General features: G+C 51.7%; 20 protein-coding genes. 4 read left to right on the top strand and 16 right to left on the bottom strand.

Translation table 11 applies throughout. The features are described 5' to 3' along the window. Nucleotides 1-119 precede the first annotated feature (119 nt). Nucleotides 120-1,598 carry a sodium/proline symporter PutP gene (gene putP / locus DL94_RS0102450; RefSeq protein WP_028128784.1) on the bottom strand — a complete coding sequence of 493 codons (1,479 nt, stop codon included), beginning with the start codon at nucleotides 1,596-1,598 and terminating at the stop codon, nucleotides 120-122. Between the two features lie 327 nt (nucleotides 1,599-1,925). Here putP and DL94_RS0102445 point away from each other — a divergent pair, with 327 nt between their 5' ends. Beyond that, nucleotides 1,926-3,308: an NAD(P)/FAD-dependent oxidoreductase gene (locus DL94_RS0102445; RefSeq protein ID WP_028128783.1), complete on the top strand. Its 1,383-nt coding sequence runs from the start codon at nucleotides 1,926-1,928 to the stop codon at nucleotides 3,306-3,308. A 141-nt stretch (nucleotides 3,309-3,449) separates the two neighbouring features. Here the strand turns inward: DL94_RS0102445 and DL94_RS0102440 are convergent, their stop codons facing one another. The 5 genes from DL94_RS0102440 to DL94_RS0102420 all read right to left on the bottom strand — a co-directional run bounded on the left by DL94_RS0102440 (nucleotide 3,450) and on the right by DL94_RS0102420 (nucleotide 8,535). Beyond that, entirely contained in the window at nucleotides 3,450-3,770 is a 321-nt protein-coding gene (locus DL94_RS0102440; protein WP_028128782.1) for a hypothetical protein, read from the bottom strand. 152 nt (nucleotides 3,771-3,922) lie between these two features. After that, nucleotides 3,923-4,399: a regulatory protein RecX gene (locus tag DL94_RS13955; protein ID WP_231464481.1), complete on the bottom strand. Its 477-nt coding sequence runs from the start codon at nucleotides 4,397-4,399 to the stop codon at nucleotides 3,923-3,925. Further along, entirely contained in the window at nucleotides 4,389-5,477 is a 1,089-nt protein-coding gene (recA, locus tag DL94_RS13950) for a recombinase RecA (protein ID WP_037371242.1), read from the bottom strand. Before recA ends, DL94_RS13955 begins: the two co-directional genes overlap by 11 nt. A 128-nt stretch (nucleotides 5,478-5,605) precedes the next feature. Then, on the bottom strand, nucleotides 5,606-7,867 hold the full coding sequence (locus DL94_RS0102425) for an anaerobic ribonucleoside triphosphate reductase (RefSeq protein WP_028128781.1): 2,262 nt from the start codon (nucleotides 7,865-7,867) through the stop codon (nucleotides 5,606-5,608). 197 nt (nucleotides 7,868-8,064) lie between these two features. Beyond that, nucleotides 8,065-8,535 (bottom strand): MarR family winged helix-turn-helix transcriptional regulator, encoded by a 471-nt coding sequence (locus DL94_RS0102420; RefSeq protein WP_028128780.1) that lies wholly within the window; start codon nucleotides 8,533-8,535, stop codon nucleotides 8,065-8,067. Between the two features lie 221 nt (nucleotides 8,536-8,756). On the opposite strand from DL94_RS0102420, the gene DL94_RS0102415 reads away from it, so the two are divergent. Further along, nucleotides 8,757-10,592 carry a phosphoethanolamine transferase gene (locus DL94_RS0102415; protein ID WP_028128779.1) on the top strand — a complete coding sequence of 612 codons (1,836 nt, stop codon included), beginning with the start codon at nucleotides 8,757-8,759 and terminating at the stop codon, nucleotides 10,590-10,592. A gap of 43 nt (nucleotides 10,593-10,635) precedes the next feature. Here DL94_RS0102415 and DL94_RS0102410 read toward each other — a convergent pair whose 3' ends face one another. Together DL94_RS0102410 and DL94_RS0102405 are read right to left on the bottom strand one after the other, a co-directional pair. Further along, nucleotides 10,636-11,292 carry a trimeric intracellular cation channel family protein gene (locus tag DL94_RS0102410; RefSeq protein ID WP_037371194.1) on the bottom strand — a complete coding sequence of 219 codons (657 nt, stop codon included), beginning with the start codon at nucleotides 11,290-11,292 and terminating at the stop codon, nucleotides 10,636-10,638. A gap of 12 nt (nucleotides 11,293-11,304) precedes the next feature. Next, nucleotides 11,305-11,655, bottom strand: coding sequence for a hypothetical protein (locus DL94_RS0102405; RefSeq protein WP_028128777.1), 351 nt, complete (start codon nucleotides 11,653-11,655; stop codon nucleotides 11,305-11,307). A gap of 190 nt (nucleotides 11,656-11,845) precedes the next feature. On the opposite strand from DL94_RS0102405, the gene DL94_RS0102400 reads away from it, so the two are divergent. Further along, nucleotides 11,846-13,072 carry a nucleotidyltransferase gene (locus DL94_RS0102400; protein WP_028128776.1) on the top strand — a complete coding sequence of 409 codons (1,227 nt, stop codon included), beginning with the start codon at nucleotides 11,846-11,848 and terminating at the stop codon, nucleotides 13,070-13,072. Between the two features lie 79 nt (nucleotides 13,073-13,151). Here the strand turns inward: DL94_RS0102400 and ald are convergent, their stop codons facing one another. The 7 genes from ald to DL94_RS0102365 form a co-directional block, all read right to left on the bottom strand. After that, on the bottom strand, nucleotides 13,152-14,270 hold the full coding sequence (ald, locus tag DL94_RS0102395) for an alanine dehydrogenase (RefSeq protein ID WP_028128775.1): 1,119 nt from the start codon (nucleotides 14,268-14,270) through the stop codon (nucleotides 13,152-13,154). A gap of 788 nt (nucleotides 14,271-15,058) precedes the next feature. Next, a complete protein-coding gene (locus DL94_RS13945) occupies nucleotides 15,059-19,315 on the bottom strand; it encodes a 2-hydroxyacyl-CoA dehydratase (protein ID WP_037371191.1) in 4,257 nt (1,418 codons plus the stop codon). Between the two features lie 119 nt (nucleotides 19,316-19,434). Then, on the bottom strand, nucleotides 19,435-20,211 hold the full coding sequence (gene truA, locus DL94_RS0102385) for a tRNA pseudouridine(38-40) synthase TruA (RefSeq protein ID WP_028128774.1): 777 nt from the start codon (nucleotides 20,209-20,211) through the stop codon (nucleotides 19,435-19,437). Continuing rightward, nucleotides 20,208-21,005: an energy-coupling factor transporter transmembrane component T family protein gene (locus DL94_RS0102380; protein ID WP_028128773.1), complete on the bottom strand. Its 798-nt coding sequence runs from the start codon at nucleotides 21,003-21,005 to the stop codon at nucleotides 20,208-20,210. Before DL94_RS0102380 ends, truA begins: the two co-directional genes overlap by 4 nt. Then, nucleotides 20,995-21,861: an energy-coupling factor transporter ATPase gene (locus DL94_RS0102375; RefSeq protein WP_028128772.1), complete on the bottom strand. Its 867-nt coding sequence runs from the start codon at nucleotides 21,859-21,861 to the stop codon at nucleotides 20,995-20,997. The genes DL94_RS0102380 and DL94_RS0102375 overlap by 11 nt, the downstream gene beginning before the upstream one ends. Then, nucleotides 21,851-22,693: an energy-coupling factor transporter ATPase gene (locus DL94_RS0102370; protein ID WP_028128771.1), complete on the bottom strand. Its 843-nt coding sequence runs from the start codon at nucleotides 22,691-22,693 to the stop codon at nucleotides 21,851-21,853. Before DL94_RS0102370 ends, DL94_RS0102375 begins: the two co-directional genes overlap by 11 nt. Nucleotides 22,694-22,919: 226 nt before the next feature. After that, nucleotides 22,920-23,309 carry a desulfoferrodoxin family protein gene (locus DL94_RS0102365; RefSeq protein WP_028128770.1) on the bottom strand — a complete coding sequence of 130 codons (390 nt, stop codon included), beginning with the start codon at nucleotides 23,307-23,309 and terminating at the stop codon, nucleotides 22,920-22,922. Between the two features lie 160 nt (nucleotides 23,310-23,469). Here DL94_RS0102365 and DL94_RS0102360 point away from each other — a divergent pair, with 160 nt between their 5' ends. Further along, nucleotides 23,470-24,006 (top strand): DNA-deoxyinosine glycosylase, encoded by a 537-nt coding sequence (locus DL94_RS0102360; RefSeq protein WP_028128769.1) that lies wholly within the window; start codon nucleotides 23,470-23,472, stop codon nucleotides 24,004-24,006. Here the strand turns inward: DL94_RS0102360 and DL94_RS0102355 are convergent. Next, entirely contained in the window at nucleotides 23,969-24,331 is a 363-nt protein-coding gene (locus tag DL94_RS0102355; RefSeq protein ID WP_037371189.1) for an arsenate reductase family protein, read from the bottom strand. The genes DL94_RS0102360 and DL94_RS0102355 overlap by 38 nt on opposite strands. Nucleotides 24,332-24,542: the final 211 nt, after the last annotated feature.

Below are 24,542 nucleotides of genomic sequence, written 5' to 3'. Positions count from 1 at the left end.
GCTCACCTGCTTCTCTAGTTTTTTCCTTACATTATCTTACCATCTAAGTGATACATGAATCTCAATAACTAGTTTTTCGCTATGCTGTGATAAAATCCCTGCTAATTATAAAAATTATTTTAAATTTTGCTGTTTCCTACTGCGTCAAAAGTTTTGGTAATCGACTCTGCCGGTTCCTTATCCATTTTGCTCACGATGTAAACAGCCAGCAGGGACAGGACAAAACCGGGCACGATTTCGTACAGTCCGAGCCAGTCAATCTGTTTCCAGACCAAAACCGTGACACCGCCGACAATAATGCCGGCCAGAACACCATTGCGCGTCGTCCGGCGCCAGAACAGCGAACAGAGCAGTGCCGGACCAAACGCTGCGCCAAAACCTGCCCAGGCGTAGGCCACCATATCCAAAATGAAACTTGACGGATTAAGACCGATAAAAATAGCCAGCGAGGCAATAATCAGTACCGATGCCCGGCTGATCCAAATGAGTTCTGTCTGTTCAGCCTCTTTACGCAGCAAAGTGCGGTAAAAATCCTGGGCAAAGGCTGACGCTGCCACCAAAAGCTGCGCGGACGCGGTACTCATAATAGCCGCCAGTACGGCGGAAAGAATCAGGCCGGCGATAATCGGCGGGAAGAGCTGGTTCGTCATTACCAAAAAGACGGTTTCTGCCTCCGTTCCCATCAAGGAGTCAGTCAGATACACACGTCCCACCATGCCGACAGCTACAGCCGCAGCCAGTGACAACACCACCCAGGTCATGGCAATACGAGTGGCCTGCTTGATTTCCTTGGAACTGGAAATTGCCATAAAGCGTACCAAAATATGCGGCTGGCCAAAGTAGCCGATACCCCAGGCCAGCAGGGAGAGCAGTTCAATCGCGCCCAAAGTCGTGCCGTCCGGCTTGGTGAACGGCTCCAGCATCGAATGGCTGACACCGTCAATGGCCGTAACCACAGCCGTATAGCCGCCCATTTCCATACCGGCAGTTATCGGCACGATCAGAATGGCAAAGAACATCATTACACCCTGGATAAAATCCGTACGGGACACCGCCAAAAAACCGCCCACCAAGGTATAGAACACCACGGAACCGGCACCGATGAAAATAGCATACTCATAAGGAAGGCCAAAGACCGTTTCAAACAAACGCCCCGAGGACACAAATCCTGAAGAAGTATATATAGTAAAGAAAATCAAAATAAATACGGCTGGAATAGTGCGCAGCAGGCCGCTGTTATCCTCAAAGCGGTTTTCCAGAAACTGCGGCACCGTCAGGGAATTTTTCGCCAGCTCAGTGTACTTGCGCAGCCGGGCCGCCACAAAGTGCCAGTTGGCCCAGGTGCCCAGGGCAATGCCCACTGCAATCCAGCCGGCATTAAGACCGGCCAGGTAAGCAAAGCCCGGCACCCCCATGAGCATCCAGCCGCTCATGTCCGACGCCTCGGCGCTCATGGACGTCACCCAGGCCCCCAGCTTGCGGTTGCCCAAAAAGTAATCACTCATGTTTCTTGTACGGCGGTAATAATAAACGCCAATAGCCATCATCAGGCCAATATAAAGAATAAACGTATTGATAATCGCTAACTGATGTGTCAAAAAAAGTCCTCCTCTTTTATTTACATATTTACAACAACAGATTAAATTATACTGTGATTATCCCTCGTTTGGCAACTTTATTTTTATAGTAACTATATCTTTATTGTCATAGCGGACACTTTTTCGCGTATTTTCGCGGAAAAAATTCGCTTAAGCAGGAAAAAACACTTGCATTCTCGAAAACCTTCCCGTATAATAGCTAAGGTTTTTCGAAAAGCTCCAAATTTAAACGCAGATGGCCTTAGTCTATCCCGGTACAGGCATAATCTGCGCTCTTTTCGTGCGTGCAAAAATAAAATTGTACGATATTTTAGGAGGAAAGTATCCATGAATAAGTATGATGTTGTAATTGTCGGCGGCGGCCCTGCAGGTGTTTTCGCAGCCTATGAACTGGCAGAAAAAAGCCCTGCTTTAAAAGTACTGCTGCTTGAAAGCGGCAAGGATATCTATACCCGTGTCTGCCCCATTTCTGCCGGCAAGGTAAAAAATTGTATCGGCTGCAAGCCATGCAGCATCATGCGCGGGTTCGGCGGCGCCGGTGCCTTCTCCGACGGCAAATACAACTTCACCACCCAGTTCGGCGGCTGGCTCAACGAGTACCTGTCCGACGAAGAAGTTATGGACTTAATATATTATGTAGATAAAATCAACATGAAACACGGTGCTCCGGCGCAGGTATTCAGCACCGAAAACAGTGATATCGGCTACCGTGCCCTGCAGCATGACCTGCACCTGCTTTCCGCCAGTGTCCGCCATCTCGGCACGGAAAACAATCTGGAAATGCTTAAAGCTACCTATGAATATCTGAAGGACAAAGTCGAATTCCGTTTCGAATGCCCCGTGGCTCACATTCATTCTGATGGTAAGGGCAGCAATGAGGTGGAGTTATCTGACGGTCAGCGCCTCACCGCTGAATACCTGATTGTAGCGCCGGGCCGTGCCGGTGCCGAATGGTTCTCCAACGAATGCGACACTTTGGGCCTCCAGCAGGAAAACAACCGCGTTGACGTTGGCGTCCGCGTGGAAGTTCCTGATGAAATCTGGAACCCCATCACCAGTCAGGTTTATGAGGCCAAGCTGGTTTACCGCACGAAACGCTACGGCGACCAGGTGCGTACCTTCTGCATGAACCCCCACGGCCATGTGGTCATGGAAAACACCGATGGCATTATGACGGTAAACGGCCACTCCTACAGCGACCCGAAACTCCAGAGCAAAAACACCAACTTTGCCCTGCTTGTCAGCAACCGTTTCACCGAACCTTTCCACTCCCCCCACCAGTACGGCAAGCGCATTGCCTCCTTCTCGAACCTGCTGGGCGGCGGTATCATCGTACAGCGTTTCGGAGATTTGATGAAAGGCCGCCGCAGTAATGCCCACCGCATGAGCAAGAGCTTTACCCGGCCGACGCTGCAGGCTACTCCCGGTGACCTCTCCCTGGTTCTGCCAAAACGTCATGTGGACAACCTCATCGAAATGATTCAGGCCCTCGACAACGTTGCGCCCGGCATGACCAATGACGACACCCTGCTCTATGGTGTCGAAGTCAAGTTCTACAGCTCCCGCGTAAAACTCACCAACCAGCTGGAAACGGAACTCAAAAACGTCTTTGCCATTGGTGACGGTGCCGGCGTAACCCGTGGCCTCTCTCAGGCTGGTGCCAGCGGCGTATACGTAGCACGCCAGATTATCGAACGCTGCCAGAAATAAATATCTTATGCATAGCAAAAGCTGACAAGTCAATTATTTGACCTGTCAGCTTTTGTCTATGTATGAACACTATTTATATAAATCAGCCCCCTCAGGCGGCTGCCACTTCAATCAGGCCTTTATGCACATCTTCGGCGACAATCACATGGCCGATGCTTTAATCATATCACAGAACTCTGCCAGCTTAATATCCATACAGCAGCCTATCTCATTTATGACAAAGTATTCCTTGCCGTCCTTAGCCACTGCGGCCGGCGATACATGGACATAGCCCACCACTTCATCGGTACCCTTGCGGCGCTTGCAGGTCACCCAGCTGTTATGCTCCTGCCCCCGCCCCTGCGCCTCAGCAGCCACCGCCGTCAAGGACGCTTTATCGGCTTTGATGATAATACTTATAGTCGGGCTGATATAATAACCCTTCCGTTCCATTACCATTTTAACAGCTCGTTCTAATAACATAATAATCAGCCCTCCTTTTACATAGATACATACGTCCCAGAAGAAAATGTATTACAACTTAATATAAAAAAATTTATATTAAAAAAAGCCCTCACCTAGGATGGTTTTCCCAGCGTCAAAACGCAGGAAAGCATCCCCGGTGAGGGCTTTTTTTAATATTCTTCTTCGTCGTCCGTTAAGAAATCATTTACGGCCTGATAAACGGAGCTGCTGGGAAAGCCGCGGCGGAACATGGCGGCCAGGAGTTTTTGCTTGTCCTGGCTGCGCCGGTATTTGCTTTCAAGCACACGCAGGGCGGCAGTGTACTCGCGCTGGCTGACCTCTTCCCTGTCCTCGGGAATACAGCTTTTCACCAGCCGTGAGGCATAGCCGCGCTCCATGAGCTTAACGCAAATCTGGCGCACGGAGTAGCTGCTTTCCGTATACAAGTAACGGAAACGGCGGCCACAGGATTCTTCATCATTTAAGTAATGCTTTTCCTGCAGGCGCAGAACAGCCGCCTCGATTTCCTCGTCCTCATAGCCTTTGGCCGTCAGCTTTTCGCGCAGGCGGTTTTCACTGTAGTCCTGCCGGGCCAGCAGGTCCACGGCATAGACCAGCGCCGGCTTTAAAGGGCGCTTAGACTTCATCATCGTCCTCATAAGCGTCTACAGGTGTGGCGGCAGCGGCAGCGTCTTCATCGCTCATGAGCTTGGCCCGTACCTTGGCCTCGATTTCCTCAGCCAGCTGCGGCTGCTCTTCCAGGGCCTGCTTGGCTTTTTCCTTGCCCTGGCCTAAGCGCGTGCCTTCGTAGGAGAACCAGGCACCGCTCTTTTCCACGATGTCGAGCGACACGCCGATATCAATAAGCGTGCCCAGGCGCGATACACCTTCGCCGAACATGATATCAAATTCTGCGGTCTTGAACGGCGGCGCGATTTTATTCTTGACAATCTTCACCTTCGTGCGGTTGCCGACGAGGTCAGAACCCTGGGTAATCTTTTCGCCCTTGCGGACTTCCATGCGTACCGAGGAGTAGAACTTCAGTGCCCGGCCGCCGGTGGTCACTTCGGGGTTGCCATAGGTTACGCCGACCTTTTCACGAATCTGGTTGATAAAGATGGCCACAGTCTGGGATTTGTTGATAACACCGGTCAGTTTGCGCATGGCCTGGCTCATCAGACGGGCATGCAGGCCGACATGGCTGTCGCCCATTTCACCGTCGATTTCGGCTTTCGGCACGAGCGCAGCTACGGAGTCAACGACGATGATATCCACAGCGCCGCTGTGTACCAGGGCGTCGACGATGTCCAGGGCCTGTTCACCGGTATCCGGCTGGGAAACAAGCAGCTCGTCAATGTCTACGCCAAGTTTTTTGGCGTAAACCGGGTCCAAAGCATGCTCGGCGTCGATGAAGGCGGCAATACCGCCGTTCTTCTGAGCCTCCGCAATCATGTGCAGGGTAACGGTGGTTTTACCGGAAGATTCCGGGCCGTAGATTTCGATAATACGGCCACGCGGAACACCGCCAATGCCTAAGGCGATATCCAGCGGCAGAATGCCCGTGGGGATAACTTCCACATTCATCCGGGCCTGGGCGTCTCCGAGCCGCATAATAGAGCCCTTGCCAAAGTCCTTTTCAATTTTCTTCAGGGCACTGGCCAGAGCTTCTTTTTTGCTGTCCAGCTCTGTTTTGCGCTCTACTTTGTCTTTCTTGTCTGCTGCCATTTTATCCGCTTCCTTTCTGTCTGTATCAATCAATTATATTATAACTCTTATACTAAAGTTTTGACAATAGTCCTCTGTAAAAGAACAGGGACTGCCTGACACAGCCCCTGCTATCTCACCTTATTAACTTACTTCATGCGGTTGATGGTGAAACGGCCGCTCTCTACTTCCTTGCGGTGACAGTGAGGGCATTCATTTTCAATGAGGCCCGTATAGCCGCAGACCGGGTCACGGTCTACAGGGTGGTTGATGGAGAAGTAGCCCATATCGGCATCATGCATGGCCCGTACCAGACGTTCAAAGGCCTTGACGTTCTTCGTGGGGTCGCCATCCATTTCGATATAAGCGATATGGCCGGCATTTTCCAGCGCATGGTACGGCGCCTCAATGCGAATCTTGTCGATGGCCTTAATCTTGTAATAGACCGGCACATGGGAGCTGTTGGTCATATAGCCTCTGTCGGTTACACCTTCGATAACACCGTACTTCTTGCGGTTGGAGCGCTGGAACTGACCGGCCGTAGACTCAGCCGGCGTACCAAAGCAGGACCAGTTCATATGCTCTTCCTCGGTGTATTTATCCGTAGCCTCACGCAGATGGCCGACAATCTTAAGTCCGAGCTGCTGGGCCTCTTCGCTTTCGCCGTGGTGCTTGCCGATAAGGGCTTTAAGGCACTCGGCCAGGCCGCAGAAACCAATGGAGAAGGATGCATGTTTCAGCACGTCCTTAATGCTGTCATCAGCACGCAGCTTTTCGCTGTCCATCCACACACCCTGTCCCATGAGGAACGGATAGTTGTATACGTGCTTTTCCTGAATAACGGCCAGGCGTGCCAGAATATAGTCATGGCTGATTTTGATGTACTTGTCAAACAGCTGCCAGAACTTGTCCATATCGCCCTTGGCCTCTAACGCCAGCTTGGGCAGGTTGATGGTCGTAAAGGCAAAGTTGCCGCGGCTGCCGGATTCTTCCGGGCCGTTGATGTTGCCCATAACGCGCGTACGGCAGCCCATCGTAGCCACAGTGGAGTTGTAATCACCCGGCTTGTAGTACTGCAGGTTGTACGGTGCGTCGATGTTCACAAAGTTCGGGAACAGACGCTTAGCACTGACTCTGCAGGCCTTCTGGAACAGGTCGTAGTTGGGGTCCTCGGGGTTGTAGTTGACGCCGGCCTTTAACTGGAACACGGAAATCGGGAAAATCGGCGTTTCGCCGTTGCCCAGACCAGACCAGATGGCGTTAAGCACCTCACGGGTGGCCAGACGGCCTTCCGGCGAAGTATCCATACCGTAGTTCAGCGAGCTGAACGGTACCTGCGCACCAGCACGGCTATGGAGAGTATTGAAGTTATGAATCATCGCCTCCATGGCCTGATGGGTTTCCTCAACCACGTCAGCGCAGGACAAGCGGTAAACATTGCGGGCCAGACGGCCGGCCTCCGTGGTGGGCAGCTGATAGGTGTCCGTCAGCACCTTTTCCAAAGCCGTCTTAATCGCAGCTGTGGATTCTACAGCCCGGGTGTCATCACTGTTTTCCGTATAACTGCAGGCGTCAAAGTCCATAACCGGCTTGAATACAGCCTTGAATTCCTGCTCCGTCCCGAAGTCATGGTCATCAAACTGATACATCAAAGCCTTGTGCGCCTCGGAAATAACAGCCTTATGGAAGGATTTGCGCACGCCGTCAGCCATGGCATAGTCAAAAGCGTTGATGGACTGGCCGCCAAACATATCGTTCTGATTGGACTGAATGGCAATAGCCGCCAGGGACGCATAGGAACGAATGGAATTAGGTTCACGCAGGAAACCATGCCCCGTGGAAAAACCGCCCCTAAAGAGTTTTAAGAGGTCAATCTGACAGCAGTTGAAAGTGATAAGGGAAAAATCCTTATCATGGATATGAATCCAGTTTTCCTTGTCAGCCTCACGGAATTCGTCGGTAAGCACATAGTTATCCACGAAGTGCTTGGCCCCTTCGGCACCGAGTTTCAGCATGATACCCATGGAGGCGTCGGTATTGATATTGGCATTGTCGCGCTTGGAGTCCACATCCACAGCGTCAGCAAAGAAAATATCCCGATAGGACGACATGAGATGTTTCTGTGCCGTACGGCGTTCGGCGTGTTTCTGACGATAAGTGATGTATTTCTTGGCAATATCGTAGAAATCATATTTCATGAGTTCCTGTTCTACGACGTCCTGTATTTCTTCTACACTGACATTTTCCCGGTCCTGAATATCCCATTCCACCTGACTGGTGACTTCGTCGATATCCTTCGGTGTCATTTTTTTGCCGCTGTCATTGTTGGCACCGACAATGGCGTTGTAAATCTTTTCACGGTTATATGGCACAGTATGGCCAGAGCGCTTTGTCACAGTTTTTAAATTCATGCTGCTTATGGATATCACCATATATGTGATATCTCCTCACGCCTCCCTCTATATGTAGTATGTGTTAATTCCCATAACGGTATATATTGTAGCAAATAACGCCCTCTTGCGCAATGACCAAAATCATCACTGGTCTTATTTTCTCACCCAAAAAACGGCAGAATCCCTTTGATTCTGCCGTTTCTGCTATCAGTAAATTATTTTTTGCCCGTCAGTTCCTGTTTGTCATTGCATTCCTGCAATATGTCCATCAGCTTGTAGAGCAGTCTGTACAGCTCTTTGGCCTCGTCCTCCGGGAATGCCGAAAGCTCACTGGCCATAGCCTGCGGAATCTTGGCTGCCGCCCGTTTTAACTTGCGGCCCTCATCGGTAATACAGGCAATAACCACGCGTTCATCCTGCGTAGAACGTTCACGCTTTAAATAGCCACGGCTTTCCAGTTTTTTGAGCAGCGGCGTGAGCGTGCCCGAATCCAAATGGAGTTTCTTACCTAAATCACGTACACTGACACGTCCTTCTTCCCAAAGGACCATCATGGAAATGTACTGTGTGTAGGTCAATCCCAAAACTTCCAAATGCGGACGATATGCCTTCACTACATCCCTAGCGCAGGCATACAAGGGAAAACAGAGTTGATTTTCCAGACGCAATGAATCTTTCTTGTCCATAAAATAACCCCCACTTCTAAAATTTTTCACAATTATATCTTACGCCTCTATTGCCTTAAAAGTCAAGGACTCAGGCCGTTTGTGACAAATTTTTGTCAACATATTCATAATTTTTTGTTTACCTAGTATTTTACTTCCTGTCCGCCGTACAATTGACGTGACCGCTTATTTCGTGTAGAATTGTCGGTGTGTTTTTCAATATATATAAAGGAAGAATGTTTATGCTTATGAATACCGCACAGCAGGACGCTTTGATTCGTCGTTTAGCAGCTGCCGCCAGCTACTTTTGCTGTCTGATTGCCTTTTATATCGACATTGGCCAGGATATGGGTGCCAAGTACTTTATGCCCATACTGCTGCCCGTCATCATCGCCCTGGTGCTTATGCAGTATGCCACCCGGCTGTCCATCTTCTGCCGAGCGGCCCTGCCGAATCTCATCACCAGTCTGGGCTGGAGCATGACCTTTCCTTTGCTCTATACGTGGACCTATAACACCGGCTGGTATCAGTCCAAAATCTGTTTTGATTTCGTGGTGGGTGTCGCCGCGTTCATTCTCATGATGAGTCTGGAAAGCGTGCTGGCCCGTCTGGGACATATAAAAATCAGTTCCCTGTTTATGGCTCTCCTGAATTTTGCCGGGCTGGCCATTCCGTTTATCCAGTGGGTTTATTACTGCCTCTTTTGGCACTGCCTGACACCGGCCTCCTTGATGGCTCTGTATCTGACCAATTACAACGAAAGCATTGACTTTATCCAGTCCAATCTGGGACTTGTCCCGGCACTGCTCATCTTTGCCAGCTTTGGCCTCTTTATCTACCTGTGCTATCGGGCCCATCTCCACTTTGCGCGGCTCACCATTGATGAAGACGCCAGTGCAGCCCGGCTTACCACACTCGGCCTGCTGGTATTCTGCTCACTTTGGGCGCACAGCTTTTACCTGCCCCAGACCTCTTTTGCCGAGCTCTGGAATGATGTGACCACCTATGTGGAGCAGACGCAGGAATACAGCACCGGCCATGACGAGCGCTTTGACAGTCTGATAATCGACGACCGCAACACTCTGGCGGCCAAAGCCCCGGGTACGGTCATCGTCATCATCGGTGAGTCGGCCTCCCGTAACTACATGCAGGCCTATACGCCGTCTTTCCCTTATGCTGATACGCCCTGGCTCAGCGAAAAGCTCAACAGCGGCGAACCTGGCTTTATCAATTTTACCAACGCCTATGCGTCCTGGTCCCAGACCGTGCCGGTGCTGCAGCGGGCCTTGACCGAGCAGAGCCAGTATAACGGCAAGGAATTCTTTGAGTCCGCCTCCATTGTGGACGTCGCCAAGAAATCCGGCTATGAAACCTGGTGGTTCAGCAATCAGGGCCGTTACGGCCAGTATGACAGCGCCATCACGCTCGTGGCCAAGACAGCCGACCACGCAACCTGGACCGATGATTCCTACACGTTCTCGGACAAATATGACGAGTCACTGCTCCCCTATCTTTCCCAGCTTGACCCGTCAAAAAACAATTTTGTCGTGCTGCATATCATGGGCAGCCATATCTACTACAACAACCGCTATCCTGGTACGTTCAACAAGTTCCAGACCACAGAGGAAGATTCTTCTGCTACTTCTACACCTTCCTATGCCAACAGTATCCTCTACACAGATTATGTTGTCAGCCAGATTTTTGACTACGCCCAGAAACATTTGAACCTGCAGGCAATGGTCTACTTCTCCGACCACGGGGAAAATCTGGAGATTTCCCATAATCCCGATGTGTTCAGCTTTGACATGGTGCGTATCCCGTTTTGGATGTACCTGTCACCTGCGTACCACGAGGCCATGCCGCGCCATACACAGGCGCTCTACGACCATCAGCACCGCTACTTCACCAACGATATGCTCTACGATACCATCTGCGGTCTGCTGAATGCTCCCTCCAGCCGTTACAATCCTGAGCAGGACTTTGCCAGTTTCACCTACAGTTTCACGCGCAATGACCTGACCACTATGCTGGGGCAGCGCAAGCTCACCGAGGACGCCGACGGCGGCCCGGAAGAATAATTGCACAAAAATAGGAACGACCGCCAAAAGTCGTTCCTATTTTTTAATTATCGTATTTTCGTTCACTGCTCCGGGGATGGAATAAATGCCAGCCATAATGCAGGGCCCCAAACCGCAGGCCGATGACCAGCACAAAACACACCCAGGCCATGGTAACTGTATCAGCCACAGTCTGCAGCAGGCAGGCAAAAACCGCTCCCACCAGCGAGGCCGTCGCATAGATATCCTTGTAGAGCACCGCCGGCATGCGGTTGGCCATCAGGTCACGCAGAATACCGCCGCCCACCGCGGTAATCACGCCCAGCAGCACTGGCAGCACGTAGGGATTGCCGGCATGGCAGGCCAGTCCGGTCAGCATGCCCGTAATGGTAAAAGCGGCCAGCCCCACCGTATCAAACATATTATACAGCCACAGCATAAACGCTTTATTCGGCGCAGCATAGGGCCAAAAGCTATACGCCAGCGACACAATAATGGCGGTGACTATCGCCAGCATGAAATCCGTGACATTGCATAACGCTACCGGCGGTGTAATGCCTGCCAGCACGTCACGCACCATGCCGCCGCCCACAGCTGTCAGCGAGGCCAGCACGATAATGCCAAAGATATCCATGCGCCGGTGTATGGCCACCATGGCTCCCGATATCGCAAAGGCAATCGTCCCCATGATATCAAAGATAACCCAAGTCAAACTATCCATAAAAATATAAACTCATTTCTCCTTGCCAAACCACAGCCAGAACAGCACCGGGAAAATCAAAAATTCCAGGGCAAAAATCAAGGCAAACAGGCCATTGATAAATTCCCAGCTCAGGAGGTTTCCTTCCCATCTGACAGCCGGCGGTCCATGATATTTTTCCGGCACAAAACCGCCCACCACCCGGGGGCCGCTGCCACTGTCAGCCGCAGCTACCACAGCGACAGGTTGTTCTTCCTGATAACTGCTGTCCTGCGCCCACATAGTCCATATCAAGCAGCTTACCGTCAGCAACAGCACAAATACCGCCAGTAATGTCAGTTTTTTATCACTATGCCTGGACATATTATCTTTGTGTTGTGCCATGGCTATCCCTCTTCACCAAGAAATACAAATTTGCAATAATTCTAATCTACATCTAATATTACTTTAACCTTTATAAGGAAGTTTGTCAATTCTAACGCACACCATCTTCTTTCGCCAGGCAAGCCCAAGGTTGAAATCCCGTGGGCTTTCTGCTAAATTGAAAGCATGACATTTTCAGGGAGGCCTAATTATGCAGGTTACGGGAATTATCGCTGAGTACAATCCATTTCATAACGGACATCTTTACCAGATAAATAAAATACGCACGCAAAGTGACGCACGGATTATCGCCGTCATGAGCGGCAGTTTTACCCAGCGCGGCGAGGCCACACTGCTCGATAAGTGGGAAAGGGCCCGGCTGGCTGTGCTCTGTGGCTGTGACCTTGTCTTGGAACTGCCCTTTGTCTTTGCCTGCCGCAGTGCGCAGGATTTCGCCCGTGGCGGTGTCGCCCTGCTTTCCCGGCTGGGCATTGTAGACACGCTGGCCTTCGGTGCCGAACATGATGATATAACAGCTTTGACCGAGCTGGCCGCAGAGCTTGACAAACCAGCCGTACAGGCCAGGCTCCATCAGACTGTCGGCCAGGGGCGTTCCTATGCCCAGGCCATTACGGATATATTGGGAACTGACAATGATACCACCTGCATTCTCCACCAGCCCAACAATATTTTGGCTTTGGAATACCTGCGCAGCCTGCAGCTGCTGTCCTCGCCCCTAAAGCCCCTGCTCATTGCCCGTCAGGGCGCAGGCTACCATGAGCCAAAACTGGCAGGAACTCTTGCCAGTGCCACGGCAATCCGCCGTCACCTCTACAACAGCGGCGCCGTGGAAGAATTACAGCCTTCCCTGCCGCCAGCTGTCTACGAACGCCTACGTAATATAACTGCTACCGAGCTGCCGCAAATGAACCGTCTGCTGCTCCCGCTAAAAACAAAACTATTGACCAGTCAAATAGCTGACCTGCAGGCCTGCTATGGTGTCAACGAAGGATTGGAAAACCGCATTTGCGACTGTGCCCGGCAGGCTGCTGACTGGACCAGCCTGATAAAGGCTGTCACCACCAAGCGCTATCCCTCCAGCCGCATTGCCCGGACGCTTATGTACCTGCTGCTGGGCCTGAGCTCTGCCGAAATGGCCGCATTTTCCGGCCAAGGCCCCTTATACGCCCGTCTGCTGGCCGCCAGCCCCCGGGGGAAGGAAATGCTGCACAGTATCAAAATACATAGCAGTATTCCCCTGCTGACAAAAACCAGCCAGTACCTGACAAGTCAAAAACGCTGTCAAAATCCAGCTGACCTCCCGCCACTGGCCGCCATGCTGCGCTATGACACCCTCGCCACCGACCTGCGCGCCCTCACCTGCCCGGCCGGTACTGCGCGCAATGACTTCCAACAGTCACCACTATTTCTCGCATAAACAAACAGCAAAGGCCCTGAGCAGTCAGCAAAATATTGACTGCTCAGGGCCTTTAAGTTAGCAAAAATATTGTCACTGCTTAAATAAATTCTGCCTTGTCGGTATATTCCAGTCCCAGGGCGTCTGCCACCGGGCGGTTTACCAGTTTCCCAGCAACGGTATTAAGGCCCTCTGCCAGGCCAGCATCTTCCTGGCAGGCGGTTTTCCAGCCCTTGCCGGCAATGCGCAGGGCATAGGGCAAAGTCGCATTTGTCAGAGCCAGGGTAGATGTTCTGGAAACAGCGCCGGGGATATTGGCTACGGAATAATGAACGACACCATGTTTGGTAAAGGTCGGATTATCATGCGTCGTCACCCGGTCACAGGTGGCAATACTGCCGCCCTGGTCTATAGCCACATCGACGATAACAGAACCCTTGCGCATGGTCTTGACCATATCCTCCGTCACGAGCTGCGGCGTCTTGGCGCCAGGCACCAGCACAGCGCCAATGAGCAGGTCTGCTTTCGCTACCCATTCCGCAATGTTATAGCTGTTCGACATCACGGTGGACACACGTCCACCAAAGACATCGTCCAAATAGCGCAGGCGGTCAATGGACAGGTCAATCATCGTCACTCTGGCCCCGAGCCCCACAGCCACCTTAGCCGCATTGGTGCCAACGACACCACCGCCGATGATTACCACCTGCCCCGGTGCTACACCGCTGACACCGCCTAAGAGGACGCCAGCACCGCCATAACGGCTCTCCAGGAACTGGGCACCAATTTGTACAGACATACGTCCGGCAATTTCACTCATAGGTGCCAGCAGGGGAAGAGACCTGCCGTCCCTGCCCACGACCGTTTCATAGGCAATACCCGTCACTTTATGCTTAAGCAGAGCTGCCGTAAGTTCCGGCTCCGGTGCCAAATGCAGGTAGGTAAACAGAATCTGTCCTTCATGGAAGAGGTCATATTCCTCTGCCAAAGGTTCCTTAACCTTGATAATCATATCGGAGTCAGCAAACAGCTTTGCTTTATCGGCTACGATAGCAGCTCCGACAGCAGTATAATCGTCATCAGTAAAACCGCTGCCCAGACCGCCGCCCTGTTCAATGAAAACCTTATGTCCGGCTTTCACCAGCGCCTCCGCCCCCGCAGGCGTAAGTCCAATACGGTTCTCATTGTTTTTGATTTCCTTGGGTACACCAATCAGCATGATATCGCCTCCATAAAGTGACAACATTAAATCGATATTGGTTTTCCTAAATAATTCTTCGCTGCATATTTGTTTTCCTTCCCCAATCATTTAATATCTGCAAATTAAATGCTATTACTGCTTTATAAATTACAGTTTGACGGTTAGTTCGTGCTAAAAAGTATCCCGTTCATACGTGCACGGGGTTCACGGGGGAGTAATTTTTCTGCCCCCGCTAAACGACACACCTCGTAAAAAATCATTGTCCAGTTACCTGCGCCGGGCAGGCCAACGGCGCTCCTTTCAGCGTATTTGCTTAGTTGCGTACTATAGTGTGCCGGCCTTCGCTGTGCTCAGGCGGTCGCTCCTCGCATAAAAATCACTCCCCCGTTCGCCCCCAGCAACGATATTTACAATTGTTACGAACCCGTTGCTCCCGTAACAGGAACATCGATGTGCTTGTTCCCTGTCACAGCGAAATACTCATTTTAAACGGACATCGCTTAGGGCGGAGGTGGTGATGCTTTTCGCAGTGGAACGACTGTCCGAACACAGTGAGGACTGGCCCACAAACAACAGTCCCTGGATACTGAGATGAACAATCGCGCCGCTGGCCTGCCCGGCGCAAGGCCGCTAAAAAGCCCAGTCGTCTGCTGGTGGGACATTTAGTGAAACAGCGAAAAGTATTACCACCTCCACCCAACTGAGCTGTAACAAATAAAAGTAAGCACGCACTGACAATCAAACTGTAATTTACAAAAAAGTTCCGTTGACAAGAAAATGTCAACGGAACTTTTATCTGCATTTATTCAGCGATTTATCGCCAAATCCTTATCTTCTTTTTTCTCCTGCTGCGGGCCGCGTTCTTTGGCTACGGCGAGCATGAGTTTCAGGCGGTTCAGCTGATTAACTTCACTCGAACCGGCATCGCAGTCAATGGCTGTGATGTTTGCCCCCTTGTAGGCATTTCTGAGTTCATGCATAACACCCTTGCCGGTAATATGGTTTGGCAGACAGCCAAAGGGCTGCAGACATACCACATTGGGCACACCAGAGTCGATGAGTTTCACCATTTCACCGGTGAGGAACCAGCCTTCGCCAGCCATATTCCCCAGGCTCACATGCCGGGACGCCAGCTGTGCTGTCTGGTAAATAGAATGCGGTGGCTGGAAGTGACGGCTGTCCGCCAATGCTTTTTTCATCGGCCGGCGGAAGAACTCAATCATCTTGATAAACATCTTGCCGAAGAACTCATCCCGATAAGACCCGGCCAGCAAATCATGTCTGGCAATGGGGTCATAGGCCGAGTACAGGAAGAAATCCACAAAGTCCGGCATAACCACTTCGGCGCCTTCGTCCATCAGTACCTTTTCGATATGATTGTTGGCCACCGGGTGATATTTAACGAGAATTTCCCCGACAATACCCACCTTGGGTTTCCACAGATTTTCATCCACCGGCAAGTTGTCAAAGTCCTTGACCATCGCTTTGATATTACGCTGGAAACGGAAGTAATTCCCCTTGACCAGTTCCTCCTTGGCCCGTTCCATCCACTTGTTAAAGAGCGCTTTGGTCGAACCTTTGGTGATTTCATAAGGCATGGTACGGTTGCGGACATTCATCAGCGTATCACCATAAACCGCAGCCTTGATGGCATCAACCAGCATGTTTCTTCCCATGTGGAAGGAATCTGTTTCCTCCTTCAGACCATGTACCGCAAAGACCGGCACCTGAGGGAATCCGGCGTGTTTCAGCGCCTGACGCAGCACGCTCAGATAGTTGGTGGCGCGGCAGGCACCACAGGTCTGGAACAGCATAATGCTGGTATGGTCGGGGTCGCACAGACCGTCCTTTAAAGCGGAAATAAGCTGGCCGATAACCACAATGGCCGGATAGCACATATCATTATGTACATACCGCAAGCCGGTATCAATGGCCTTCTTGTCCGGCATAGGCGGAATTACGGCACGCAGGCCGTGCTTGTTAAGTACTGTCTTAAAGAGCTCAAAATGTATGGGCGCCATCTGCGGTGCCAGTACCGTATGCGTCTTTTTGCATTCCTCCGTAAAGTGCGGCCGCTCGATTTCCGCAACTTCCCGATACGGGAAGGGCTTTTTGCGGGCCAGCGCTGCCATCAGCGAGCGCAGGCGGATTCTGGCCGCGCCGAGATTGGACACTTCGTCCAGCTTAATCATGGTGTAAATACGCTGGTGACGTTCCAGAATGTCCTTGACCTGCTCGGTGGTCAGGGCGTCCAGACCGCAGCCGAAGGAGCTGAACTGAATCAGGGTGAGATTCGGATGTTCGGCCACAAACTGCGCGGCATGATACAACCGGGCATGATAGCTCCACTGGTTGACCACTTTGAGTTTCCGTGACTTAACCGGCATATGATAAACCGCGTCCTCGGAAAGAATCGGCAGTTTGTAGGACTGAATCATCTCAGGAATACCATGATTGATTTCCGGGTCCACATGATATGGTCTGCCGACCAGCATGATGGCCTGCTCCCCTGTCGTTTCTATACGCTCCAGGATTCTCTGGCCGTAAGCACGCACATCTTCACGATAATGCTCGATTTCAATATAGGCCGCTTCCACGGCAGCAGAGATTTCCTGTCTGCTAATGCCTTCCTTCTTCCCCATTTCCTCAAACAGGCGCTGTGTCAGGCCTTTTTTGTCATGAATAGGCAGGAAGGGCTGAATAAAGTCGATATCCTGTTCACGCAGAACGTCCATATTGCCACGAATATTTTCCGCATAGGACGCCACAATGGGGCAGTTGAAATGGTTATCCGACTCATGAACCGTGTCCTCCATATTGTAAGGAGCGCAGGGGTAGAAAATCTTTTTTACGCCCTTTTCCACCAGGTCCATGATATGACCATGCGTAATCTTGGCCGGATAGCACAAGGAGTCCGAGGGCACGGTAGCCATGCCCTTATAGTACATCTTAGCGCTGGATTTGCCCGACAGCTCCACCCGATAGCCTAAGAAGGTCAGGAAGGTAAACCAGAAGGGATAATCCTCGTACATATTCAGTACCCGGGGGATACCGATAGTGCCACGGCTGGGATGTTCCAGGGGCCGGTAATATTTAAACACACGCTTGTATTTATAAGCGTAGATATTCGGTGTTTCCTCTTCCGTCTGCCTGCTGCCGCCAATGCCCCGTTCGCAGCGGTTGCCGGTGAAGTACTTGCCGCCATCGGGGAATTTCTGCATGGTAATAAGGCAGCTGTTGCCACAGCCCTTGCAGCGGTAGGAACTGGTCTCCACCTTGAAGTCTGCGAGTTTGTCTGCCGGCAGCAGCTCAGATTTCTCCTGACCGCTTTCCAGCGCCAGAATGGCCGCACCGTAAGCGCCCATCAGGCCGGCGATATCGGGCCGTATAACCTCCCGGTCGAGCAGCTTTTCCAGGCAGCGCAGCACAGCGTCATTATAGAATGTACCGCCCTGTACGACAATATGGCCGCCCAGCTCACGTACGTCTTTGAGCTGCATAACCTTGAACAGGGCGTTCTTGATGACCGAGAACGCGATACCGGCGGAAATATCCGCTACTTCAGCGCCTTCTTTTTGCGCCTGTTTGACCTTGGAATTCATGAACACCGTACAACGTGTGCCCAAATCCACGGGTGCCTTGGAGGTCAGTGCTTTCTGCGCAAATTCTGCCGGCGTCATCGACAGGCCTTCGGCAAAGTTCTGGATAAAGGAGCCGCAGCCGGCCGAGCAGGCCTCATTCAAAGTGATATTGCCGATACTGCCGTCTTTGACAAAGAAACACTTCATGTCCTGACCGCCGATATCCAGCACAAAAGTCACTTCCGGGCAAAATTCCTGCGCTGCCCGCAAATGCGCAAAGGTTTCTACCTCACCGCCATCGGCATGCAGAGCCGCCTTGACAATGGCCTCACCATAACCCGTGGTCATGGTGCTGGCCACATAGGCCTGCGCCGGCATAGCCGCATACAGAGCCTGAATCTCCTTTACCACCGTGGCCAGAGGTGAGCCCTGATTGCTGCCGTAGGAAGTGTAGAGTATTTCCTTATCCCGGCCGATAGCCGTTATCTTTGTGGTGGTGGAACCGGCATCAATACCCACGTACACCGGCCCCTCATATGTGCTGAGTTCACCGCGTTTTACCTTATCCCGGTCATGCCGTTCCTTAAATTCCCGATATTCTGCCTCATCGGCAAAAAGCGTAAAGTCCGCTTTACGCGTTTCGCTGGCTGCGGCTGATTTAGCCTCAGCAATCCCCTGTTCGAGTCTGGCCACATCGATGACTTGCGCCTCTTCCGACAACGCCGCCCCCATGGCCACAAAGTAATTGCCGTAATCGACATTTACCACATGTTCTGCGTCGAGGTTCAACGTCTTGATGAACCGCTGGCGCAGTTCCGGCAGGAAGTGCAGTGGGCCGCCCAAAAAGGCTACATGTCCATCAATGGGACGCCCCTGTGCCAGGTTGCCAATGGTCTGATTGACGACTGCCTGGAAAATTGACAGCGCGATATCAGCTTTTGCGGCCCCGTCATTCATCAGAGCCTGAATGTCCGTTTTGGCAAACACACCACACCGGGAGGCAATAGTATAAATCTGCTGGCCCTTTTCTGCCAGAGCATTAAGGCCGGCAGCGTCCGTGGACAGCAAGGAGGCCATGTGGTCGATAAAAGAGCCCGTACCGCCGGCACAAACGCCATTCATGCGCTGCTCCGGCGCCTCACCAAAATATGTGATTTTGGCGTCCTCGCCGCCTAGTTCCACTACCGTATCAGTCTGCGGAATGAGATTCTTCACAGCCGCTGCACAGGCGATAACCTCCTGCACAAAAGGCAGGCCAATACGCTGGGCAATACCCATACCAGCCGACCCCGTCAAGGCAAAAGTGAATTTGCGCTCACCCACAATAGATTTTAACTGGGTTAGATTCTCCTGCAGGGCACTGCCGATTTCCGAGAAATGGCGCGCGTAGTTTTTATACAGGATGTTCTTTTCATGGTCCAGAACAACCAGCTTGATGGTCGTAGAGCCCACATCTATACCCACATTTAAAAGGGACTTCATTGTTTCACCACCTGAAATGTTTCCAAATAAACCTTTTACAGGTTCCTTACATATTTTACTCGATTCAAAGATTAGACGCAAGTTAAATTGTCACAATTGTCCCCTTTCGGCATTGCCAGTCAGTACTCAACCTTATACAAATAAAGGCCGCAGGCCGGCGCCGTCGCACTGGCCTGCTGTCTGTCCAGGCTGGCCAGAATCTGCCCAAAGCGCTCCACACTTATGCGCCCCAGGCCCACATTAGCCACGGTGCCGATAATATTACGCACCATGTGATAGAGAAAGCCATTGCCGTACAGGGTAAACTCCAGTATATCCCCGGGGCATTCTTCGACTTTAGCCTCATAAATGGTGCGTATGGGGCTCATCGGTGCGCCCCCGGCCGCCCGAAACGCGCTAAAATCATGCTCCCCTTCGAGCAGGTGCAAAGCCGCCTGCATTTGGGCTATGTCCAAAGGCCGGCGTTCATACCAGGCATAACGGGCCGTCAGGGGATTAGGCGTCTCTCCCTGCTGAATGCGGTAAATATAGGTTTTGGCCTTGGCACTGTGCCGGGCACTGAAGTCCCCAGCCGCCTCCCAGGCCTCCTTCACCGTAATATCCGGCGGCAGCAGGCTGTTGACTGCCCGGGCAACTCTCTCTATGGGAATACGCCCATTGGTAAAGAAATTCACCACCTGCCCGTAGGCATGCACCCCGGCGTCTGTGCGGCCCGAGGCGGCCAGTTCAATGCTGTCGCCAAACACCATGGCCAGTTTTTCCTCCAGCACGTTTTGCACAGCTGTAATCGGCGGCGACTGCCGCTGAAAGCCATGATAGGCCGTGCCATCATAAGCTACCGTCAGGGCAACATTACGCCGCCGTGCTTTCATTTCTGCTTTATGCTCTGGTTTCATATATAAAGGCTGACTCCCATCACCATACTAAATACCACAAAGGCCGCCATGGCCCAGTAATCCACACGTCTGATCCGCAATTCCTTCATCCTGGTACGTCCCTGACCGCCACGATAACACCGGGCCTCCATGGCCAGGGCCAGTTCATCAGCCCGGCGGAAAGCCGACAAAAACAGGGGCACGAGAATCGGCACCATGTTTTTCAACCGTTTCAGAATATTACCGGTCGTAAAGTCAGCACCCCGTGATTGCTGCGCTTTCATGATTTTGTCCGTTTCGCTGATAAGCGTAGGGATAAACCGCAGGGCGATGGTCATCATCATCGCCAGCTCATGCGCCGGCATGCCGACACATTTACCGGGAGCCAGCAGGCTCTCCAGGGCGTCTGTCAGCTGCAGGGGACTGGTCGTAAAGGTCAGCAGGGTGGACAGCAGTATCAGCAGCAGCAGGCGCAGGCTGATCAGCGTCCCCTGCACCACACCTTCCTGCGTAATAGCAAAATGCCACACACGTGCCAGTTCCTGTCCGGGATGACTGAATAAATGAATGACAAACGTAAATATGACAATCCACCACAGCGGCTTTAAAGAACGCAGTACGAGCCGCACCGGCACGCCGGACAGAAAAATAAGCAGCCCTGTCACCACGGTTATAAAACCATAGGCCGGGCCACTGGTGAAAACAAAGACTTCTATAAGCATTAACAATAGCAGTACCAGCTTAACCCGGGCGTCAAGCCTGTGCAGGACGGAATCCCCCGGGAAATACTGGCCCAGCATAATATTATTTAACATGAAAAACCTCCAACAGGGACTGCAGCCCCTCTTCCGGTGTCAGTACATGAGCATTGACGGGCAGGCCGGCAGCAGACAGCCGCTGCATCATGACAGCAATCTGCGGCGGCCGCAGTCCAGCCTGTCTTAATAAGTTGTCCTGGGCAAAAACTTCCCGGGGCGTTCCCTGTGCAGCCACTTTCCCCTGCGCCATAATAATGACATTATCCGCCAATTTTGCAATATCCTCCATGCTATGGGAAACCATCACTATGGTCATGTTCTGTTCCTTGTGCAGCCGTTTAATCTGCTGCAGCAGTTCCTCCCGGCCGGACGGATCCAGACCGGCCGCCGGTTCATCGAGTACCAGATACTTAGGCCTCATGGCCAGCACGCCGGCAATGGCTGCCCGGCGCATTTGGCCGCCGCTGAGTGAAAACGGCGAGCGGTCATGATATGTATCATAATCAAGACCGACAATGCCCATAGCCTCCCGGACGCGCTGGTCTATTTCTTCTGCGGATAATTCCTGATTAGCCGGACCAAAGGCGATATCCGCTGCAATGCTTTCCTCAAACAGCTGATGTTCTGCATACTGAAAGACCATGCCCACCTGCTGCCGGGCTGTTTGCGCCTGCTGACGTCCCGTCTTGCTCTTATCGCCGATATTCACGCCATCCACAAGCACCGCCCCACTGGTCGGCGTAAGCAGGCCGTTCAAATGCTGTACCAGCGTAGACTTGCCCGAACCGGTATGACCGGCAATAGCCGTAAAACTCCCCTCCGGAATGGTAAGGCTTACATCGGCCAGCGCCACCCGTTCAAAGGGTGTTTTGGGCATATATATATAAGTTACGTTTTTTACTTCAATGGACATAAGCTGCCTCCAGCGCTGTTACCAAATCATCTTCCGTCAGTATATCCTGCGGCAAATTAAGGCCATGCTGCCGCAGTTTCCAGGTAAGTTCTACAGCCAGGGGCACAGCTAGTCCCAATTTGCGCAAGGGTTCGGCCTTGGCAAACACCTGTTGCGGCGTCCCCGTCTGTACTATATGCCCGGCCTGCATGACAAATACATTATCTGCCTGGGCCGCCTCATCCATGAAATGAGTGATACAAATAACCGTCAGTCCCTTTTCCTCATGCAGGCGCTGCACGGCCGCCATGACCTCCTGACGGCCTTCAGGGTCCAGCATCGCGGTAGCCTCGTCCAAAATCAGGCATTTCGTATTCATGGCCAAAGCCCCGGCAATGGCCACCCGCTGTTTTTGACCGCCTGAGAGCAAATGCGGGGCAAACTGGCGGAAATCCTCCATGCCTACAGCAGCCAAAGCGCGGCTCACCCGGCGGCGGATTTCCGCCGGTTTCATACCCAGATTTTCCGGCCCAAAAGCCACATCGTCCTCGACCAGCCCGGCAATGAGCTGATTATCCGGATTTTGAAAGACCATACCCACCTGCTGACGAATCTGCCATAATTCCTCAGCATTGGTTGTATTCAGCCCGGCCACCAGACATTGCCCCTTATCGGGCAGCAGGAGGCCGTTGATATGCCGGGCCAGCGTTGATTTCCCGGAACCATTGGCCCCGAGCACAGCAACAAACTCGCCTTCCTCCACCGTCAGGTTAACGTTATCAAGGGCGCATAATTCCTGCTCCGTCCCCCGGTGATATATATGTGAAAGATTTTTTATCTCAATAAATGCCATTCCAAAACCTCTTATATTATTAAATGCAAACAATCACATTATAACGCCGTTGCCCCAGTTTTGCCATAGGCAAAACTTCCTCTTGGCGTTGCAGCGAGTCAGCAGCCATGCTCGCCGCCTGTTTTGATATTTGTCCCCCGCCTATGCGGCGTGGGACATTTTGATTCCATAACTTAGAATAATAAACCCCTGACAGACTGCTTGCTTACAGCTGTCAGGGGTTCTTTCAGCACATATCTTTTTTCCACAAACCGTGCAGATTGCAATACTCAAATACAGCCACGGGTTCATCACCTTCGGCTAGTCTGAACACCGCCATCGGTTTATCCTCCGGTGTCAGATGCCGCATCAAGCCTCCCTGTTTCGTCTGCACATGAATCCACTCAATAAAATGCTCCTGTGTCATGGGATGCTCCACTGAACCTACCGTAACTTTCAGTACGCCGGCTGCCTGGTCGTATGCCACCACCGGTACGTGTTTTTCCTGAGCGGCGTCAGTAGTATTAGCTGTCAATTCCTGCATACCCTGGCCACAACACACGAGCTCGCCTTTGCCATCATGAATCAGGCCTATAAGGTTGCCACAAACATTACAACGATAAAATCTGCTTGCCATACCTTTCCCTCCATATTCATAATACACAAAACATTTCACAGCTTTATTGTACAGATTAAAGGTGAAAAAAACAAGGAATCCGCTCTCTTGGCAAGAAAAGTCCTATAACTTTTACGCCGGGCGTGATATGATAAAAACAAACATTTAAGGCGGTGATAAATTGTCTACAGTCAGCTCCTATTGTACAGGCTTTGCTCCGAGTATTGACGAAAACTGCACACATATTATCCTTGGTTCCATGCCCAGCGTGGCGTCCCTTGGGGCAAATCAATACTATGCCCATCCCCAAAACCGTTTTTGGCCCCTGTTGGCGCACATTCTGGAAAATACGGCCGCCCCTGTCAGCTATACCGAACGCCTGCAAATGCTGCTGCGTCATCATATTGCCCTATGGGATTCCATAGCCGTCTGCGAACGAGAAGGCAGTCTGGATTCAGCTATAAAAAATGATCAGGGCAACGACTTTGCTGCCCTGCTCGAAAAATATCCTCATCTGCATACCATCTGCTTTAACGGCGGTAAATCATTCCAATGTTTCAAGAAGTATAATAAGCAGCTGCTCGGGCGCACAGACATTCAATTCTATCAGCTGCCTTCCACCAGCCCGGCCAATGCCCGCTGGACGATGGCTATGTTAGAAGATGCCTGGAAAAAAGCCTTCAGCCCTGAAAACAATCCTGCCATTCCTGCTCCTTGAATCCCACCAGGACTTTATCTTCCATAACCAGTAACGGCCGTTTGACCAGCATGCCGTCCGTGCTGAGCAGCTCATACTGTTCATCAGCACTCATGCCTGCCAGCTTGTCCTTCAAACCCAGTTCCTTGTACTTAAGGCCACTGGTATTAAAGAATCTTTTCAACGGCAGACCGCTTTTCTCATGCCATAAACGCAATTCAGCGCAGCTCGGATTATCCTCCTTGATATCCCGTACCTTCACGGCGATATCCTTATCCGCCAGCCATTTCTCCGCCTTCTTGCACGTCGTACAGCGCGGATAGCAGACAAAAGTAATTTCTCTCATGTGTGAACGCTCCTTTCGCAGCTTACAGCTTTTGTCTTATTCTATCATACCCTCATATACAAAAAAAGCCCTGGCCATCCGGCCAGGACTTTTAAATTGCCGTAATATGAAATTACACGAGCTCTATCATAACAATTTACTTCCTTATATAATATAGTGCATTTTCGTCTACACAGTCTACGAAATCTACACAAAATTAACTGCCTCCAAT

It is taken from the genome of Selenomonas sp. AE3005 (genome assembly GCF_000686945.1).
Classification (GTDB): Bacteria; Bacillota; Negativicutes; order Selenomonadales; family Selenomonadaceae; genus Selenomonas_A.
Note: the sequence above shows the minus strand (reverse complement) of the source record. Positions and strands in the feature narration are given on the sequence as shown.